The organism is Oceanobacillus sp. M65, assembly GCF_052246275.1.
Taxonomy (GTDB): Bacteria; Bacillota; Bacilli; order Bacillales; family Amphibacillaceae; genus Oceanobacillus_B; species Oceanobacillus_B jordanicus.
On record NZ_JBQQCJ010000003.1, the window covers coordinates 108531 to 126802 of the forward strand.

An 18272-nucleotide genomic window follows, 5' to 3' on the forward strand; every position below is an offset into this window, starting at 1 on the left:
ACTCCTTCATGTTATTTATGCTTATAGTATACCACTATTTACCACTGTTTGTTCATAACTTCACAAACTCTACATATTTTAAGTGTACACCAATATTTATGTTACCCTATGGCAGACTTTCGCAAACCAATCCGTCGTCATCATTTCCATCTAAGCGATGTGAATCTTTTTCTGGTCCGCCAGCTGCCTCAAAAAAATTTTGTGCTTCCTGCTGGGTATCAAAATCTCCACAATCCCTGTCAGGGCCATTCGGGTCGTAAGTTACTTTATTTGAAGCCTCGGGCTCTTTATCTCTATTGTTTGCAGCTTTCTCTTCCTCGTCTTGATAATAAAACCCATTATCTGTCACATATCCTTCTCTGCTCCATATACCAAGCTCATTATCCTTTGCCCTATTCTGTGCTTTCATGTACGCCTCAAAATGTACATAGGGCGGGTCATATACATATGCAAGACGGGCCAGCCCATGTTCTAGCAGGGTTTGATTAAACATCTCACCATCTACCCAAATATAAGCAAGGAGTCGGCCATATTTATCCCTAGCAGGCCCGTCAAACTCAAGCTCTATATGTTTCCCTTCCAGCCTCTCTTTCGCAAAACTGCTCGCTTCAGGTCCTAAAGGCTGAACTGGCTTGGATGGGTGCTTTGTCTCTGGTGTATCTACTAACAGCAAGCGTACCGTTTCTTCCTTTCCATCATAGATCACTTTGACCGTGTCGCCATCTACCACTCTGCTCACTTTCGCCCCTTCCAAAGTCTCTTCTTGAGTGTCCGTCTCTTTATTATGGTTTTCGCTCTCAACCTCTTTTTCCTGTTGCACGGCTTCCTTTTCGTTCCTTTCTTCCACCATAGGCTTTTCAGTTTCTTCTAATGTTCCGTTTTCCCCCATGTTCTCGATTGTTCCACAACCTACTACAAAGATTAATAGAAATGTAGCAATCAGAACTTTTTTTATGTACATATGTAATTTCATGCTGTTCCTCCCTGTATGCTTTAGTTAATTCCAGATAGTGTCTACAAAACTATCTGCACACAAAATTAAGGTTGGTTTCTTTGAATGCCTCTTGATTTTCTATATACGGATGATGGCTGCCTTTTATTAAACTGACTTGCTTATTTTTAAACTGAAATAATTGATGATGAGTTGGACCCACTGCGTGATCGTTTTCCCCAGCTATAATTAGTACTGGATTAGTAATAGCACTCGTTATCAACGAAAAATCTCGAAAATAATCTTTTGATGAAAACACTCAATTAAGTCTACTTCCTTCTTCATTTCTAAATCGGAATATTGGAACGAAAAGTAAACCTCATTTTCTAACAAACTAGTGAGTATTTCATAACAGGTTTTTATAAATGATTCTAAACTCAATGTATCTATTTCTGGTACATCTTTTTTTAATAATGAAGCTCCTCTTATAATCTGATGCTGAAAAGAAGCTAACATATGTAGGGTTACATTTGATAAGATCATCCCTTTCATCCTGTTGGGAAATTTGCTAGCATAATTTACTGCAAGAATGCCACCAAAGGAGTGACCTATGATCCACCATTCTTCGATCCCCAAATGAATGCGTAACGCTTCTATATCCTCAACTACTCTTTTTAAGGAATAGTCTTGTATAGGACTATGTTCAGATCTACCACATCCCCGCTGGTCCAAGTAGATCATCTGCAAATTTTCTTCTAACAAATCCCTTGCAAAGTGCTGAAACGATTTACTCCAGTATCCCGGTCCCCCATGCAGAATAGACAAGGAGCACCCTTTCCACTAATATCATAATACAACGCTAACCCATCACTTGTTTTGAGCTTCATTCATTTACACCCCCAGAATATTTTAACTATTGGTTTTAGGATCTAATAAGATCGGTTCACTGTTTTGTAAACTGGCCTTATATAATGTAATGTTACCGTCAGTTGGTTTAGAGGCTTCTGCATGAATCTCAAAGTTTTCATTTAATGCTATACTCCAAACTACTCCATTATTCCGTTTCAAACTAATAGCGAGCGTACCGAATTGCTCAATATTCTCCCACAGGAAAAGTTCTTTTTCACCGTTTACTTTAATAGGAATCTTGTTCTGGCTCTTGCTCACTCTGTACTTGATTATCTTGTTGATTTGCGACATCAGGCTGTCTTTCTACTACTTCCTCAGAATTTTGCTGGTTTAAGGTTACAACAATCATCACTAGCAACATAAGACCAGACACAGTTAGGATGAAATATTTCACTGTAAGACTCCATTTCTCTATAATAAGTTGCTTCTATTCCGAAATTGCTGCTCCAGACATTGTCTAATAGATATTAAATATGAGAAATATAATAGGGAATACGCTGAATGCTATGTTAACAATGAAATGGCAAACAATAAGGGGAAACAATCTCTTTTGTTTATAATAAATAAGTCCACTACCGGCACCCCACACGAAAAAGGCAACAGCATAGATAAAAGCTCCTTGTACACTTGCAGCTAACATAATATGTTGCAATGCAAAACCGCTGGCTGGAATTAAAATAGCTACCCAAAGTTTACTATAATATTTTCTAAACACCGTTTGTGCATAACCACGGTACATTAACTCCTCAATCGGGGCATTAAGAAAAGGAAAGATCAGCGAGACAACAGCTGCAGACCACATCAACCACCTTGGTCGTGAAAACGCAGCCCCCTCTATATCACCTGCAAATACAGTTTGAAAATGGTCAACAAAGTCCACCCCATATAACAAAAACATGGTTGCTATAACTGCAATCACGAATGGTATGTATAAAACAAACAGCCATAAGAAACCGAACAAAATATCCTTTCCTAATAGCTCTCTACGAAAACCAATTAATTCATTAAACGAGCGTCCCTCTTTTTTTAACACTCGCTTTAAAAAGAAGTAACATAGCACATTTACAACAGTAAAATAAATGGTTGAGAGGTCAGGAAGAAATGGAAAAGGAAGTTCTAGTCCAAATAGCTTAAACAAGACAAAGAGAACCAACAACACGCTAATAAGCAAGGGAATACGGATAAAAGAAACAATCCATGCATTCTTCAATAAATTGCACTTTCCTTCCATCATAAATTTGAATATAGTGAATATTATATTCCTTGTTTCATATTTTCACTGTGTTCCAGAATTTTTAATCTTAAAAGTATCCTTTTCTCTTCTTTATATTGCAGAACAAAAACACACTACAGTACATTTTAACACTTCCCTAAATTTGTGATATAAGAAAATGTTTTTCTAACTTAGAAAAAATGCATTCGCGCAAAAAATGGGCTGGGACGTGATGTCCCAGCCCTTTCGCTTAATTATCTACTTTACTATATCTCTTCTTATCTTGTGGTTCGTCCTTCTTCCGCACATTGTGTATAAATGCTTTATCTTCATCAATCATTTTCTTCGCTGCAAAGATGGTCAGTAACTGAAGGACGATGATTGGAAGCCCCATCAGCCCCGAGACCACTTCTAGCGGAGGAAGACCTCCTACACGCATAAGAACAAGCGCTAACGCTGTAATAATTGCTGCAACAATAATGCGTAAGGTCCTTGGCGGTTCTGACTTACTCATATTTTGTGTGCCAGTATAAGCGGCAATCGTATACGTAGTTGAATCTAACGTTGTCGTTAAGAATATGGTTGCAATTACGATAAAGATAACCAATGCTACGTTTTCTAGTGGCAGTGAAGATAGAATTTCCGGTATAACTGCCATTTCACCTTTATCACTTACGATATTGAGTACATCTACATCGCCTGTTAGAAAACGTTGAATTCCTAGTCCACCTAATATACCTGTCGCTATCCAGGAAATTAAAGTTGGTGCCAACAAGTATGTTAAGATCATTTCTTTAATCGTACGCCCGCGTGAGATTTTTGCGGCAAACACACTGTGTAGCATCGCCCATGTTAAATTGTAAGCAAACCAGAAAACTGTATTACTCTCCACTCGTGTAGTACTTTCCATATTCAACGAGTTTGTATAGGTTGATAAGTCAACGTAGTTGGATATAAGGGAACCCATTGTTTCTGTGAAGAAGTTTAGAATAAATATTCCAGGACCGAGAATCATAACAAATAACGCGAATCCCCCGGCCAAATACATGTTCAACGTACTTAGGCGTTTAATACCACGCTCTATTCCTAAGTAGGCACTAAGAGAAAACAGCAGTACCCATATAACCGTAACAATTAAAGTAAGTGTAAAAGTTACCTCTATGTTAAGTAATTCAGACAGATTATTCGTAATTATTGGTGCGCCTAGTCCTAATGTAACAGCTGCTCCGGCAAGAATGCTGACTAGAAAAGTAACATCGAGCACTTTCCCTCCGAAACCATCTGTAAATTTGTCGCCGAAAATAACACGACATGCCTCGGAAATCCGGAATAGCGGCTTTCTCCTAACGTGCAAAATATACGCCATTGCTGGGGCTGCCATTACAAAGACAGCGAACGTTTGGAAGCTCCAAAGAAACATGGCGTATGTGTTTCCCCATAGTAGCGCTTCTGTAGATCCTGCTTCCACCCCAAATGGTGGATCTATTGCAACATTTGCCCACTCTACCATACCTGTGCGCATAATCGTTGAACCTAATCCCATCGCTATCAAAATGGACGCATATTCAAATAAAGTAAACCTGGGTTTTTCCATTGGATCGCCGAGTACTACCTTTCCATACTTTGAAAAAGAAAAGAATAACCCTGCTGCTACTAAGATAATAGCGTACCATAGATAGCCCCAACGGAAATTATTTACAATACTATTAAAAATGCTATTCAGCACTTCTAGTGATCTCTGTTCATAAATGACTAACGGAATACAAATTGCAATAACAATTAATAAGGCTGGTGCAAATATCCGATAGTCTATTAAATGTGTTTTTTTCTTTTTCCCACTATTATTCTCCATGTTATGCTACCTCCATTATTTCGATCACATTACTGCATACTACTTTTTTACCACACAGGTTGCTTGCTTAAACTAATAAGAAACTGTTTATTTTTTCCTTGCTCCCTATCCTTTTTCCTTTAGGACCGCTATAATGGGAAATGGAATCTTTAGAAAGAAAAGGTGTTTTTACATGAGTTTATTATCAGTGAATAACTTAAGCCACGGGTTTGGTGACCGTGCAATATTTGAAGACGTTTCTTTTCGTTTGTTGCAAGGAGAGCATATTGGACTTCTAGGTGCAAATGGAGAAGGAAAGTCTACTTTTATGAACATTATCACAGGAAAATTAGAGCCCGACGCAGGAAAGGTAAGCTGGGCAAAACACGTACGCGTTGGTTATCTAGACCAGCATGCTGTGCTTAAAAAAGGCATGACCATACGTGATGCACTGCGGACGGCTTTTCAATATCTATATGATATGGAAACAGAAATGAATGATCTGTATGCAAAAATGGGAGAAGTAGAGCCAGAAGAACTCGAGGAAATTCTTGAGGAAACTGGTCGTATACAAGACGCTTTAACCAACAATGACTTTTATATAATTGATGCAAAAGTCGACGAGGTAGCAAACGGACTAGGTCTCGATGACTTCGGTCTGGAGCGAGATGTTCACGATCTAAGCGGCGGACAACGTACGAAGGTGCTACTTGCCAAATTGCTTCTTGAAAAACCCGATATTTTGCTTTTGGATGAACCGACAAACTATCTAGACGTAGAGCATATTGTCTGGTTAAAGGAGTACCTATTGGCATATGAACATGCTTTTATCCTTGTGTCACATGATATTCCTTTTATGAACAGTGTCGTCAATCTTATTTATCACATGGAAAATCAACAGCTCACCCGATATCCTGGTGACTATGATGAATTCTTACGTGTGTATGAAATGAAGAAGCAACAACAGACTGCTGCTTATAAAAAACAGCAAAAAGAAATTGCCAATCTGAAAGACTTTGTTGCACGGAATAAAGCGAACGCGGCAACAAGTAAGATGGCAATGTCCCGTCAGAAAAAGCTTGATAAGATGGAAGTAATTGAGCTAGATGCCGAGAAGCCAAAACCTCAATTTGAGTTTAAAATGGCACGTACACCAGGCAGATATTTGTTCGAAACAAGTGATCTCGTGATTGGCTATGAAGAGCCTCTGTCCCGTCCACTTAATTTAACAATGGAACGCGGACAAAAGCTTGCCCTGTCAGGAGCGAATGGAATTGGAAAAACAACCTTACTGCGGAGTATTCTTGGTGAAATCCCTGCTCTTTCTGGTAGCGTGGAGCTAGGTGAGCATCTGCACATTGGTTACTTTGAACAGGAAATGAAAGAGGTTAGTAAAAAGACGTGCATCGAGGAAATTTGGGATGAATTCCCTCATATGAATCAATACGAAGTGCGGGCTGCTCTAGCTCGTTGTGGCCTTACTACCAAACACATTGAAAGTAAGGTCCAAGTATTAAGCGGAGGAGAAAAAGCGAAGGTGCGCCTTTGCAAACTGTTAAATCAGGAATCCAATTTGCTTGTACTCGATGAGCCAACCAACCATCTAGATAAAGATGCTAAAGCAGAGTTAAAACGTGCGCTTAAAGACTTTAAGGGAAGTGTTTTACTTATCTCCCACGAGCCAGATTTTTATGAAGACATTGTTACAGAAGTCTGGAATTGCGAAGACTGGACAACAAAAGCATTTTAGTGAAAACGCGAAGAGCGCCTGATTCTATACAGGCGCTCTTTTTATACGTTTGGAAAGCATAAAATTTTAACTAGGAAGCAATAACGACGTAGTTAAAATTTTGAAGTCCAAAGTATAAGAAAAACATATACATTTGCTAAAAGACAAGCGAATGCGAGTTATTCTAATAATTGCATTGTAATATAGATCATAAGCGTTAAGAAAAATAGCAATGCCTCTATGTTGTAAATGAACGGATTTGGCTTCAACTTTTCCGTTAGTTTAATTCTTTTTATTGTGCTTACGTTGACCAGGTTATTCACATAATAAATGATCATAAGACTAAACAAACTCATTAATATGGCCATCCATGTTTCTCCATTTAACCAAAAAGATATAGCGAGAAATATAGACCACACACTTTTAAAGACACCCGCTAAATTTTCATAAGAACTCGAAAATGTATCAAGCATCCATGTTGCCCGCTCTTCCCATATTTCACTTGTTCCTGTTTTACAATATGTACGATATGGCCCGCTTGAAAGCCCATTGTGATAACAAGCATAAGTAAATAAACGAATCCAAAAATACTTCCAGTTAAAAGAAGTTCTTGCTCTTGCTCAAAATATAGCGCGAATGGCAGTGGTAGCCACATAGCATACATAAATCCCATTACCACGTGGAGCAATCCTTGTTCCTTGTTTTTCATTAGCTTCATGAATGTAAGAAGGATTGTCACAAATACACCAATCCCTATCCATCCTAGAATAACCGTAGATAATAGCATTGTGTTGCTCCCCCTAACTACCTAAAAACATTACTAGGACAATGGATAAAAATGTACTCAAAAGAAAGGAAATTAGCCAATCCTTTTTCTTCGTAGTTTTAAGCATGATGTTTAAAAACGAACTAATTGCCATCATAACCAAAAAAGCAAACAAAATCATTATGAAAACTTCCATCGTAACCTCTCCTTTTAATAGTTGAACTGGATTACTCTTTAGCCATTTTCTTAGCCATAATGAAAATAAGGATAAATAAATCGATGATTGAGGCAATTAAAGCAGATGTACCTATATATCCCATCCCCATTCCCCCAAAGCCACCTTCAATGAAGCCACAAACTATTAGGATTATACTTAGTAAACTCGTAACAATAGGAATAAGTATACCCTTTTCTTTAAACAATGTACTTAATAAAAATATTGCAACGCCAATTATTAGTGTTACAACAATAAACTCAAGTAATCCACTCATTGCATAACCTCCTGCAGGTGCTTATGTTCTCGCTATATTATAGTAGTATAAAAAGAGGCCAATAAAGACTATTAGCATAAGTGCGAAATATTTTAACTTGTCCACCTCTTTTTGATAGTGGACGCAGACGCTTAACACAATTAAGTAAACTGGCAGGACAATTAAAGAGGGAAAAAGCATCATTTTTAATGACCATTTTATAGACTCCATTACATTTAAAATTGGGCTCCCCCAGTCTAATAAAGTAATGATAAATACAGTACAGAGATAGATAGAAACAGTACATAGCAGTGTCGCAACAATGAAGTATACTAATGTAGTAAACAGAGACTTATTTATTCTCATTAATTACTCCTTCTAGTACTTTTATAATCCTGGCTTACAAATCCAAAAACTGGTAACTAAATGATTGGCTATGATAACATCTGCCTCTATTAACTAAATATATCTGAAGAAAATTTAAGTTACAAAAATTATTAGCCGGGTCGCTCCTTTAAAAAACAGGTCACAAATTATGACCTGTTAGAACGCGCCGGATCCCCCGCCGCCACCGCCAACTCCTGCTCCTCCACCTGGTGTTCCACCACTAGAGGAATAAGCAGCTGCTGCTGTTGTATGTGCTTCTTTAAAATCGTGATTAATTGCTGCGGCGATTACCATAAACATGACAAAATCAGTTTGAGTGCCACTGTTGAATTGAGGTGTGCCCTTCATCATCTTGTCACTTGCTTTATTAACATGTTTATTATTTGTACCGAGGCTATAGATAAAGGCACGCTTTTGTTCATCATCTTGTAATTCTTCCCATTCTTGCTCTTTTAAAGAAGGGTACTTTGCCTGAAAGCTTTTCCATTGTTTATAGATTCGTTCCCCTTTCACCGCGCGTGGTGAGTAAAGGCAAGCAAAACTGAAGAAAGTCCCAAAAAAGACAATCATAATAGCCAAGCTAAGGAATAATCCATATATACCGAATAAAATAATTAACGGTAACAATAAAAGCGAAGAGATACCAACTACAATACGTAATTTCCCCTCATTAGATTTTAATTTATTTCCTTTTATCTCTTCCAAAACAGCTTGCTTCCACTTATGGAAATCATCACGATATGCTTTATGATTTTTCTTGTCTTTCGTATATGCCTTTAAATGCTTAAGAGTAAATTCTCCATTTCTTCCAATCTTATCAAACAACCAACTCAATAATAGGGATTCATGTTTGTGATCGGTATTGCGTTCCATAACAGTAAAGTGTTCCTCGTCATCATGTTTCACATAGCCTTTACGAACAAGATCCAGTAATGCAGCTGTCAGTGTTTTTTCGTTTACCAAGCGTGCATTCATGTACACAATAGTAGCTGGAAGGCTCATTTCTTCTTTTGGCACAGAATATGCAGTACCAAAACGGCGTTCAACCTCTTGCTGGACAGCATTTCTTTTTCGAACTGTATAAATAATTAGTATTAACAAATAAATGGAAAAAGCACCAATAATAAAAGGAGAAATGGTAGTGAAGAAGTCTTTTCTTGCTTCATAAGCAGCCTGCTTCTCATCTAGTTCTTCTTTTTTAGCAAGAATTTCTCCTCGTATTGCTTTATCCTCTGTTAAAGCGGCGCCTGAAAAGAGAGACGCATCAAAGGCCGTTCGAATGTTGCCATTTTTCCCACTATCGACATGTCCCATCTCAAAGCGGACGACACCTTCCTCCTCTACGCTCTCTGAGCCTGCAGCTTCATCCTCACCATAGGCAATGACTCCCTCTGTCGGTTGAGGTGGATGAACATATACATCCATCTGATTATAATCGGATTCGTTGCTTTGATCGAAAAACGGCCAGTCAAACCGTGCAACGTCCGTATATTTTTCAATTCCATTTTCAATTGTATAGGATAGATCAACCGTGATGGTCTCATCCGAGCCACTACGATAAACACGATATTCATTGTCTTGCTGCTCCACATCTAATGCTTGATCTCCCTCTTTTGCAGAGACATCGACAATGGCAGTTTCCTTCTTTGGAATGAGTGATCTGGTAATGCCATTAAATTCTCCTTCAAACCCATAGGTATGCCTCTCAGTGACATGAACTTCTCCATTCTCCTGTAAATACGCATCAATTCGTGTTTTTTCTATGGAGTATTCAACGGCCAGTGCCTCGATAGGAAAAATGAATAAGACCGCTAATATGGTGAGGAATATACTTATCTTTTTCACGTTCTCCGCCCCCTCTAGTTATTATGTAATACGAATTAGCTAGAAAAAAGTTTCATAATGTTTCACAGCTGAGACCGTTAAGCACAAAAAAACCTCCCGAATGGAAGGTTATAATAAAGCTATTAACTTAAAATCCTTCAACCACTTCCCCACGAATAGGCCCCTCAACATTCAACTTAATGCGGAGCGAGGTAGCATTTTCCCATTCAGCACTGTCAGCAACATGGAAATGAATATGTGGCTCACTTGAATTTCCAGAGTTCCCGGCTAAACCAAGCAATTCTCCAGCCTTTACTTCCTGTCCTTCTTTGACTACAACACTATCTTTCTTGAAATGTCCTAGCACACTATATTCATTATTCTCATGTTCGATGATTACATGATTCCCGGCAGGCTGATCAGTATTTGTGTCTACACCAGGAGTGTTCTCTGCAACCCCATTTTCCACTGAAACTACCACACCTTCTAGAGGTGCTACTACATCCTTTCCGAATGCAAAGTAGCTTTCATTTGCCGTGGAATCACCTTCGAAGGTGCTATCCCCCTCTTTCATCAGCAGGTCATAGGCATAGCGCTGAGGTTCATGTGCATAATGGTAGTTAACGAGCTCGTTTGTGCCACCCCAAAAGGTAAACCATGGTTCGTTAATTGGCATGTGGTAGGTGTTCTTTGTATATACTTCATCACTTTCTAAGTTTGCTGTAATGTTTAATACTTGCAACCCCTCAATTGTTAGGTCTTCACTGAAATAAGCCCTGATTCCCTTTTTGTCTTTCTCGCTAATCCATTGATATTCCACCACTTCTGGTAGGCTCATTTCAGAAACTAAAGCATAGCTTTCCACTGCATCATTAAACTGCTCTCCGATTCCTATAAACTCCTCCAATGATACTTCATTTTTGAAAGACTCACTAAACTGGTTATAGATCCGCTCATAATTACCTGAAAGAAATTGCTTTGGGAAATCTCCTGCAGGTATGGCTTCTGTCATTGTCTCTTCCTTCTCCTCCACTTTATCCGAATCACCTTCCTTATTACTACAAGCTGCCAATCCAATCATAAATAACACTCCTATACTTATTTTTACAAATGCCCTCATATTCTCTCTCCCGCTCCTTTCAACCGTGCTTTACCAATAATACGAATAAGTGGGATGAAAGTTTCGCCCATGACCCGAACCCTAATAAAAAAGGAAGACCCGGTATATAGATTTCCGGGTCTTCCTTTTTATTTCCAAGACTGCATGAGCTCTTTAAAAAACTCTGTGTTTAACGTCCATGTGAAATGGTCGAAATAACCTAGCCAGTCTGTTCCAGTTAAATGGCCACCAAGAACGAAGGAACTAAAAAATAGTGTCATATATATTGCAATGGAGAGAAAGCAATCAACTGTCTCTCTCCAATATGGTTTGTCTGTCTGCTTCATCTATCGTTTCCTCTTCTCTTCTTATTTTCTGACAAGAAATAAGAAGAACTAGGAGAGGTAATTAGAATGGTATTTTTTAATATGGATATGCCACGTGTATCTTGGTCTATCAGGGAAAAGCAATTCTGTTGTTAAGAGCTTTACCCTAGGAACTGCTTTTGTTAAAAATAGTGGCAATGAAGGTGGGTGATCTGCTTTATCTACATCTGAAGAGACAACTCCATTTGTGATGTGGGCAATTTCTATCTGCTGCACATCTTTAAATGCTGAAACAGTCTCTTCTGAGGAAGCGGATTGCTGTAAATGTTGCACCAATATTGTCGCCTGGCTAATACCAAAGAAAACCAGTACTCCGATGAATAAGTAAACGCATTGCTTCCTCATCATGTCCCCCCCCTCTATTTTTATCATACCAAGATTATTGATAATTGGATAGATACACTATAAGAATCATTTCAATTATACTAATTGGTGAGCGAAAAACACACTTGTTAATGTAAGCGCAATCCAGTAATGATAGTAAAAATTTTGTTTAAACAAAAAGTAATAATGGAAGCCTTCTAAAAGAAAAAACCGCAACCCTCAAAGGGCTACGGTTATAATAGACAAACCTATACTTTGTGAATTTACATCTCAATCAAGTACTTTTTGCGGTAATAAGAAACCATCCAAATACCAATTCCGCTTAAAAGTGTGAGAGCCCCTAAAAGAAGATAATGATACATAGTCGTTGCCGTTTTTGGCAGTGCAGATCCTCCACTTTCACCACCATGTTGCGTTGTATTCTCTATGATCGGATTATCATCTTTATTTTCATCTTGATCTTTTGGTTTATCTTTATCATCTTTCTTATCATCCTGATCGTTACCTGCAGAAGGATTTTCTACAATGGGATGATTTACCTGATTACCAGGGTTCACTATTTCTCCAGGCTTCTCTTCGTCTTTTCCATTATCTCCCTCACTCGGTTCTTGTGGGTTTTCTGGATTTTCCGGTTCTACTATCTCCCCATCCACCGTGAGGAAATTCCAAATATCCGAACGTTGCTTACCACCATATTGATCTGTTGCTTCGACATACCAGAAATATTCACTGTTTGGATTTAATTCATTCCATGTAACCGAAGCCGTTTCCCCACTCGGTACACCTGTTACTTCACCAATCAGTTCATCTGTATATACATTTACCTCTACATAATCAGTAGCAACTTCTTTTGTTTGTGCTGTCATATCAAAATCTATTGAAAATTCATCTTTTCCAGGAAAATCTTTGGGGTCGTAATAATTATAATCGTCAAGGTGAGGAGAATAAGTTTCTACATCGATCTTATTTTCATTCATGTTAAAGTTTAATATCCTTAAATAACCTTGGCCACCTTCAGGACCACCTTGATAATCGGCTAACAACTGATACACTGAACGGTCTGGAGCCCCATCGCCGTTATCATCAATTTCATCAATTAACGTTTGTGCATTGTGATAATGTCCGCATAAAACAGCGAATACATTTTCATTCGGTACAACAACCTTTTCAAACAATTCGTCACCTGTGGGACTTCTGTTACCTGTAGCGAGTAAATATTCGTGTACATTTAGAATTGCTTTATGATTTGGATGTGCCTCCAACACCTCATTTAACCATTCAATTCCTTCTTCCTCAATGCCCCACCCAAGGTGCACCATAATGAAGTCTATTCCATTTACGGAGATTAAATCGTAATGTCCACGATTATCTTCAAAAGAGCCACCGTAATATGAATTACCTGCGAACCGCTCCTCTCCAAAGAACTGGGAGTAATTCCTGTAGTCACGACTTTTATTGTAGACGTCATGATTACCCGCTACAACACCATATGGAATACCAGCCTCGTCTAGTACGCCCATGGATCGATCCGCTACATCCCATTGTGCAAAATCGTCATGGACGTTAACTAAATCACCAGAATGAAATACATATTCTATGTTGTGTTTCTGTCGGTTTTCTGCAATCCAGTTTACCTGTTTCTCATATATATATGGATAGCTTTCTGAGTAGTACTGCGTATCAGCCATCCAAACAAAACTGAAATCTTCCCCGATGTCTGCTATTTGGTCCTGCACTATCACACTTACTTTGTGATCTTGTAAGTATTTAGATCCGCTTACCGTGCCAATAAGTTCAAATGCTTCCTCACCAGCAATTGTCGAAGTTAATGCATCCCAACTATCCGCACTATAATTCCATGCATACATGGTTACTTTTCTACCAGGAAGAGAAGAGCCATCCCACACAATTTCTATCTCATCATTTTCATCAACCTTCTCATCAACTGTTACATCGAAACGATGATAAGGAAATTGTAAATCAGACTCTGTTGACAGTTCATTTCCATCCAATCTTTCTAATGCTTCACGCTGCTTATCGGTCAGACGTTCCTCTCCATTTGGTAGGTATCCATTTGGAGGCTCAGTGTCCACAGCGTTTTCTGAAATGACAAGATTAGCATCGTCAGCTGTATATTGATAAGACTCGTAGAAAGCGACATCCATCACATCGTTTGTAGGATCCGTTACTGTTACAGATAAATCAGCACTGGTGCCCTCAGTATCGTTGGATAGCCAGTCTGGTAAAAGCGGATTCTCTTCTACAACGTAAAAGCTAACCTTTTCTTCTGATGTATTTCCAGCCAAATCGGTGGCTCGGAAAATCGCCGTATGTTCGCCAGCCGATAACAGAGCAGATGATGTTTCATATGGAAGGGAAATATATTCACCATTCAATTGAGCTGTAACTTCTTCTACACCACTCTCCGCATCCGTTGCTTCAGCGTCAATGTTGAGAGACCCTTTATAAGTCTCCCCTTCTACTATATTAGGCTTCAGAACGGGTGCCGTATTGTCCGTTACTACTGTTGCTTCAACTTCTTCCTCTTCATAAACAGCTCTAACTTTATGTTCACCATCTGCTACAGAGCTTGTATCAAATAGGTAAGCTGTGGAGGTGAATTGCTCTTCCTCTAGCATAAAAGTAAAGTCATAGACCGGATCCTTCCCTGGACTATCTCCAATTGGATAGTTTCTGTTTGGATCAGCGTAATTTGGATCATAAATGGTTGTACCATCTGAAAGTACGAGCCTGATGTTTTTAATTGTGAAGTCATCCCTGTTCTCTCGGGATGTTTCATCAAATGGTCCTACCTTGTTGCCCGCACGAATCGTAATGGTATTGTCCCCAACCTGCAGCCTTTCCGCAGAAACTGGAATTGTTAACGTTGTAAAACTATTATACGTGTCATCAAAAACTTCAAGTATTTCGTCACCCATCGTCACGCCATTTTTGAAGTAGATGTTTGTTTCTGTTACATCAAAAGCAAAGTAGGCTTCCGTTTCCATGGCCATAAATGTATCCGTTGCCTGATTGTCATCAATATAAAGTTCTGTTGCGGTACTGTATTGATCTGTTGTTGCCTTCATAACTTTTTCTCCAGACAACAAGTCCTCGTTACTTACATTCAGACGTAATCCTTCTTGTAAGTATTGATTTTCAACCGAAATCTTTATCCGTTCGGATGTTGTTTGGTTTCTACCATCACTGGCAACAAAGTAATATTCCAGGTCATTTTTCCCAATCAATTCTGGCTCATAGACGATATGAGCGTACTTATCATCTCTCTGTCTTTCCAAACTAACCTTTCGAAAGTTATCTGCTTCATTTGTTCGATAGTATAGAAAGACTGATTTAACTCCAAGTTGATCAGACACTGTTGCAGATAAAGTAACAGGTTCTTGCACTGTAATAGGTTCTTCTATTGACGCAACCTCAATTACTGGCTTTATCGTATCTTCTGGGAACTGGACCTTCTCGGGTGGTACCTGTTCTGACACTATCTTTCCTGGTGTCGCGTCCCACTCTCCAGCACTAATTTTTGTAGAATGAAGACCGCCATCTGCTGGGTAACGATAAAAGATTCCTTTATCCGGTACAGTATCTTTCACACCAGCCTCTTCGTTATATGTTGCATAAGAAAGTTCTTCACCTGATTTCGTTGCAAGTATGAGGGTTCGCTCACTACCATTCGCCATTCCATCGCTATATATCTTAAACAAGTTCTTTCCTTCGATTAAACTACTTTTAAAGTTAGCATTAAAATCATCTTGACTTTTATCAGTATTCCCTTGGTTAATGACCCAAAATACCACTGTCTCACCTGATGGGATGATGACTTCTTGATCCTCTTCTGGTCCCCAGGTTAAATCTCCTTCAGCTCCTCTATTTGGGTACCGATAGCGTAATGTGTAATCACTAAAATCAATTGCTTCAGTTGAGTTATTATAAACTTCAATAAACTCATAAGCATCTGCACCATTTGCATTCACTGTATCAGGGACAAGTTCTGTGATAAGCATTGCAGGGACTTTCTGATAATCAACCGATTGAGTTGGTAATTTTATTTCTTTTTGCTCTGTTTTTGTCTCACCAGATTGATTGGAAGCAGTAATAAAATACGTTACCTGGTCACTCCAAATTTGTTTACGTGGAATGGTAACCGTATAAACTGAAGCGTCTGCCTCAGAAGGAATCATCTGAAACGTTTGGAAGTCTATATCCTTACTTTGCTGAACGGAGAGAATTGCTCCAAGTATATCCTGATCAGACTTTATCTCCACTTCAACTGTAATGTTTTCCTCCGTTATAGAAAAGTTCGGTTTCTCAATAACTGGTTTTTCAGGGGTTTCATCAATTGCAACTGGCTGTTGTGGCACTTGACCATCAACTACAGTTAGTGGCGTAACCGACTCGCCTATGCCTACTTTCATCATGGTATTTCCTTGTCTTGGATAGCTATATACGATTCCTTTATCAGGATAGACATCCTTACCATCATTATTATAAGTTGCAGAAACGATCTCGTTTGAAAATTTATCTGCAACTATTAACGTGCGTTCACTACCATTCGCCATTCCAGCACTTTGAATTTCCGTAACATGACTTTCTGGCAGATTGAATCCATAGTGATTGTTAAAATCCGCCAACTCTAGTGCCTGGTTTCCACCATTTTTAATCCAGACGATGAAACTTTCTTGTGGCTGAATAGCCTTATCGTCGGTAAGGTTCCAAACTTGGTCTGCTGTACTGGTTGGATAGCGGTAAATAATCTGATAATCTTGCATATTAATAGGTTGGGTGGAATTATTGTAGATCTCAACAAATTCATAGGCATCTGCACCATTAACATTTACCGTGTCCGGCGTTAGCTCTGTAATAAGAATGCGTGGTACTTGTTGGAAGTCTGTCTCTCCTTCCGTAACAACTGCCTCCACTTGACCTGCTTCCGGCAAACTAAATGTCTCCCCATCACCCATTATTGCTATAATCCGATAGCTAAAATGTGGTGACCATAATTCTTCCTTAGGGATAGTTACGGAATATAGATCAGAACTCTCCTTCTTTGTAAGGACAAGTTCCTTTTTTCCCATTCCTTTTCCTGTCTGGTACTCTAGAGTAACCTTTGAGGCTACTTTAACAGTAGCCTCTATAGATAAGTCTGCATTCCCATCTATTTCCGTTATTTCTTTGTGATCAATTATCTGGTCCATTTTCGCTTCTGCTGTCTGAGATTCTATCGTATCCTGCTCTGGTTTTTCTTCCTTCGATGCAGGCTTATCTTCCTCTTCCAAAGCATCATTTTCTGTTTCCTTTGTTTTATCTGCATCTTCACTTGTCTCTGGGTCAAGAGTAAGGGCTTGTTCAGGGACTTGACCTGCTACCAATACTCCAGGAATAGCAATTTCTGTTGCTCCCCCATCCTTCATTTCCGCGTTGCTATAATAAAAAAGCTGACTTGTTGCATCATTACTAGTAGAATAATTCACTTGGCTCATAGTTTCAGTTGACTGATTATCCATAAGTTTTAACTGGACATCACCTGAAGTAATAGGTGTGTTAACAATAAATATATCCTTCTTCTCCAGGTTTGTTTCGTAATAGTTATTAAAAGTACTAATTTCAGCATCACTGTCGGAAAACCAGACAACTACTGTTTTCTGTGGAGATATGTTGGCTTCTTCAGGAAAAAGGACTTCCTCATTCCCTAAGAAAAGCTGGAAATCTTTAAGTGATAATGACTGGTCTGTATTATTGTAGATTTCTATAAATGGTTCCTCATCCAGATTAGCTTCTGTAATGAAAAGCTTTGACGCAAGGTTACCCTCTCTATTCACCTGCTTGTCTACTTTGGCAGTATAGACATCCGATTCGGCTTCGGTCTCAACGTTGGACGCTGTAAACCAATAAGCAACATCTTCAGACCAAAAAGCGTCTGCTGAAATGGAGGCTGTGAAAGTATCTCCCTCCGCCTTATTCATCTCTACTCGCACTGGCTGAGAATATTCAGTTGATTTGTAATAAAATTGGGCATTTTCTGCGTTGGGAATACTGACTGTTATGTCATGATTTTTAGCGTCTGTAATACTAGGAGGTTGTTCATGTTGAAAAGTTATAGAGGTTGTATCTAGTGATGGTATGGTGGTATCTTCATTCTCAGCAGACTTTTCCGTGCTAGCTGCCTCTTCACTTTGTTCTAATTTCTTTCCATCTGGTTGTTCTACTGCCGCAAGTGCAATGGTGCTGGGTTGTAACAAGGTTGAACCAAATAAGAATGTAGCTGTAACTGCTGCAAAAAAACTATGTACCCTTTTTTTCTTCATTCTCTTCCCTCCATTTATAGTTGTCTACATAATTATAAATTTCAGATATTAAAGAAGAATGTATTTACTGTGAAATTATT

General features: G+C 38.8%; 17 protein-coding genes. 1 reads left to right on the forward strand and 16 read right to left on the reverse strand.

Annotated elements, in window-relative coordinates:
• Positions 1-106: 106 nt before the first annotated feature.
• From ACTWPF_RS12650 to ACTWPF_RS12675, 6 genes are all read right to left on the reverse strand, one after another.
• Positions 107-973 carry a thermonuclease family protein gene (locus ACTWPF_RS12650; protein ID WP_443149327.1) on the reverse strand — a complete coding sequence of 289 codons (867 nt, stop codon included), beginning with the start codon at positions 971-973 and terminating at the stop codon, positions 107-109.
• Positions 974-1210: 237 nt separating this feature from the next.
• Positions 1211-1756, reverse strand: coding sequence for an alpha/beta fold hydrolase (locus ACTWPF_RS12655; RefSeq protein WP_443149328.1), 546 nt, complete (start codon positions 1754-1756; stop codon positions 1211-1213).
• 84 nt (positions 1757-1840) lie between these two features.
• On the reverse strand, positions 1841-2098 hold the full coding sequence (locus ACTWPF_RS12660) for a hypothetical protein (RefSeq protein WP_443149329.1): 258 nt from the start codon (positions 2096-2098) through the stop codon (positions 1841-1843).
• Positions 2067-2234: a hypothetical protein gene (locus ACTWPF_RS12665; protein ID WP_161465673.1), complete on the reverse strand. Its 168-nt coding sequence runs from the start codon at positions 2232-2234 to the stop codon at positions 2067-2069. Before ACTWPF_RS12665 ends, ACTWPF_RS12660 begins: the two co-directional genes overlap by 32 nt.
• A 63-nt stretch (positions 2235-2297) precedes the next feature.
• Positions 2298-3050, reverse strand: coding sequence for a CPBP family intramembrane glutamic endopeptidase (locus ACTWPF_RS12670; RefSeq protein WP_443149330.1), 753 nt, complete (start codon positions 3048-3050; stop codon positions 2298-2300).
• Between the two features lie 253 nt (positions 3051-3303).
• The gene (locus ACTWPF_RS12675; RefSeq protein ID WP_443149331.1) at positions 3304-4905 is read right to left on the reverse strand and encodes a BCCT family transporter; all 1602 of its coding nucleotides are present in this window, start codon (positions 4903-4905) and stop codon (positions 3304-3306) included.
• A gap of 172 nt (positions 4906-5077) precedes the next feature.
• Here ACTWPF_RS12675 and ACTWPF_RS12680 point away from each other — a divergent pair, with 172 nt between their 5' ends.
• The gene (locus tag ACTWPF_RS12680) at positions 5078-6634 is read left to right on the forward strand and encodes an ABC-F family ATP-binding cassette domain-containing protein (RefSeq protein ID WP_443149332.1); all 1557 of its coding nucleotides are present in this window, start codon (positions 5078-5080) and stop codon (positions 6632-6634) included.
• Positions 6635-6792: 158 nt separating this feature from the next.
• Here the strand turns inward: ACTWPF_RS12680 and ACTWPF_RS12685 are convergent, their stop codons facing one another.
• From ACTWPF_RS12685 to ACTWPF_RS12730, 10 genes are all read right to left on the reverse strand, one after another.
• Positions 6793-7086, reverse strand: coding sequence for a hypothetical protein (locus tag ACTWPF_RS12685; protein WP_443149333.1), 294 nt, complete (start codon positions 7084-7086; stop codon positions 6793-6795).
• The gene (locus ACTWPF_RS12690) at positions 7050-7400 is read right to left on the reverse strand and encodes a hypothetical protein (protein WP_443149334.1); all 351 of its coding nucleotides are present in this window, start codon (positions 7398-7400) and stop codon (positions 7050-7052) included. Before ACTWPF_RS12690 ends, ACTWPF_RS12685 begins: the two co-directional genes overlap by 37 nt.
• 13 nt (positions 7401-7413) lie before the next feature.
• A complete protein-coding gene (locus ACTWPF_RS12695) occupies positions 7414-7575 on the reverse strand; it encodes a hypothetical protein (RefSeq protein WP_238018468.1) in 162 nt (53 codons plus the stop codon).
• Positions 7576-7606: 31 nt separating this feature from the next.
• Positions 7607-7870, reverse strand: coding sequence for a hypothetical protein (locus ACTWPF_RS12700; protein ID WP_106896364.1), 264 nt, complete (start codon positions 7868-7870; stop codon positions 7607-7609).
• 21 nt (positions 7871-7891) lie between these two features.
• Positions 7892-8215: a hypothetical protein gene (locus tag ACTWPF_RS12705; protein ID WP_443149335.1), complete on the reverse strand. Its 324-nt coding sequence runs from the start codon at positions 8213-8215 to the stop codon at positions 7892-7894.
• Positions 8216-8392: 177 nt separating this feature from the next.
• A complete protein-coding gene (locus ACTWPF_RS12710) occupies positions 8393-10081 on the reverse strand; it encodes a DUF2207 domain-containing protein (protein ID WP_443149336.1) in 1689 nt (562 codons plus the stop codon).
• A 127-nt stretch (positions 10082-10208) separates the two neighbouring features.
• Positions 10209-11141 (reverse strand): M23 family metallopeptidase, encoded by a 933-nt coding sequence (locus ACTWPF_RS12715; RefSeq protein ID WP_234368462.1) that lies wholly within the window; start codon positions 11139-11141, stop codon positions 10209-10211.
• A 167-nt stretch (positions 11142-11308) separates the two neighbouring features.
• Positions 11309-11506: a hypothetical protein gene (locus tag ACTWPF_RS12720; protein ID WP_443149337.1), complete on the reverse strand. Its 198-nt coding sequence runs from the start codon at positions 11504-11506 to the stop codon at positions 11309-11311.
• Between the two features lie 48 nt (positions 11507-11554).
• Positions 11555-11890 carry a hypothetical protein gene (locus tag ACTWPF_RS12725; RefSeq protein WP_443149338.1) on the reverse strand — a complete coding sequence of 112 codons (336 nt, stop codon included), beginning with the start codon at positions 11888-11890 and terminating at the stop codon, positions 11555-11557.
• Between the two features lie 242 nt (positions 11891-12132).
• Positions 12133-18192: a lamin tail domain-containing protein gene (locus tag ACTWPF_RS12730; RefSeq protein WP_443149339.1), complete on the reverse strand. Its 6060-nt coding sequence runs from the start codon at positions 18190-18192 to the stop codon at positions 12133-12135.
• Positions 18193-18272 lie beyond the last annotated feature (80 nt).

Excerpts from the sequence above, each read along its gene's own strand:
- ACTWPF_RS12650 (WP_443149327.1), bottom strand. The coding sequence starts at position 973 with ATGAAATTACATATGTACATAAAAAAAGTTCTGATTGCTACATTTCTA.
- ACTWPF_RS12675 (WP_443149331.1), bottom strand. The coding sequence starts at position 4,905 with ATGGAGAATAATAGTGGGAAAAAGAAAAAAACACATTTAATAGACTAT.
- ACTWPF_RS12680 (WP_443149332.1), top strand. The coding sequence starts at position 5,078 with ATGAGTTTATTATCAGTGAATAACTTAAGCCACGGGTTTGGTGACCGT.
- ACTWPF_RS12685 (WP_443149333.1), bottom strand. The coding sequence starts at position 7,086 with ATGCTTGATACATTTTCGAGTTCTTATGAAAATTTAGCGGGTGTCTTT.
- ACTWPF_RS12690 (WP_443149334.1), bottom strand. The coding sequence starts at position 7,400 with ATGCTATTATCTACGGTTATTCTAGGATGGATAGGGATTGGTGTATTT.
- ACTWPF_RS12695 (WP_238018468.1), bottom strand. The coding sequence starts at position 7,575 with ATGGAAGTTTTCATAATGATTTTGTTTGCTTTTTTGGTTATGATGGCA.
- ACTWPF_RS12700 (WP_106896364.1), bottom strand. The coding sequence starts at position 7,870 with ATGAGTGGATTACTTGAGTTTATTGTTGTAACACTAATAATTGGCGTT.
- ACTWPF_RS12705 (WP_443149335.1), bottom strand. The coding sequence starts at position 8,215 with ATGAGAATAAATAAGTCTCTGTTTACTACATTAGTATACTTCATTGTT.
- ACTWPF_RS12715 (WP_234368462.1), bottom strand. The coding sequence starts at position 11,141 with ATGATTGGATTGGCAGCTTGTAGTAATAAGGAAGGTGATTCGGATAAA.
- ACTWPF_RS12720 (WP_443149337.1), bottom strand. The coding sequence starts at position 11,506 with ATGAAGCAGACAGACAAACCATATTGGAGAGAGACAGTTGATTGCTTT.
- ACTWPF_RS12725 (WP_443149338.1), bottom strand. The coding sequence starts at position 11,890 with ATGAGGAAGCAATGCGTTTACTTATTCATCGGAGTACTGGTTTTCTTT.
- ACTWPF_RS12730 (WP_443149339.1), bottom strand. The coding sequence starts at position 18,192 with ATGAAGAAAAAAAGGGTACATAGTTTTTTTGCAGCAGTTACAGCTACA.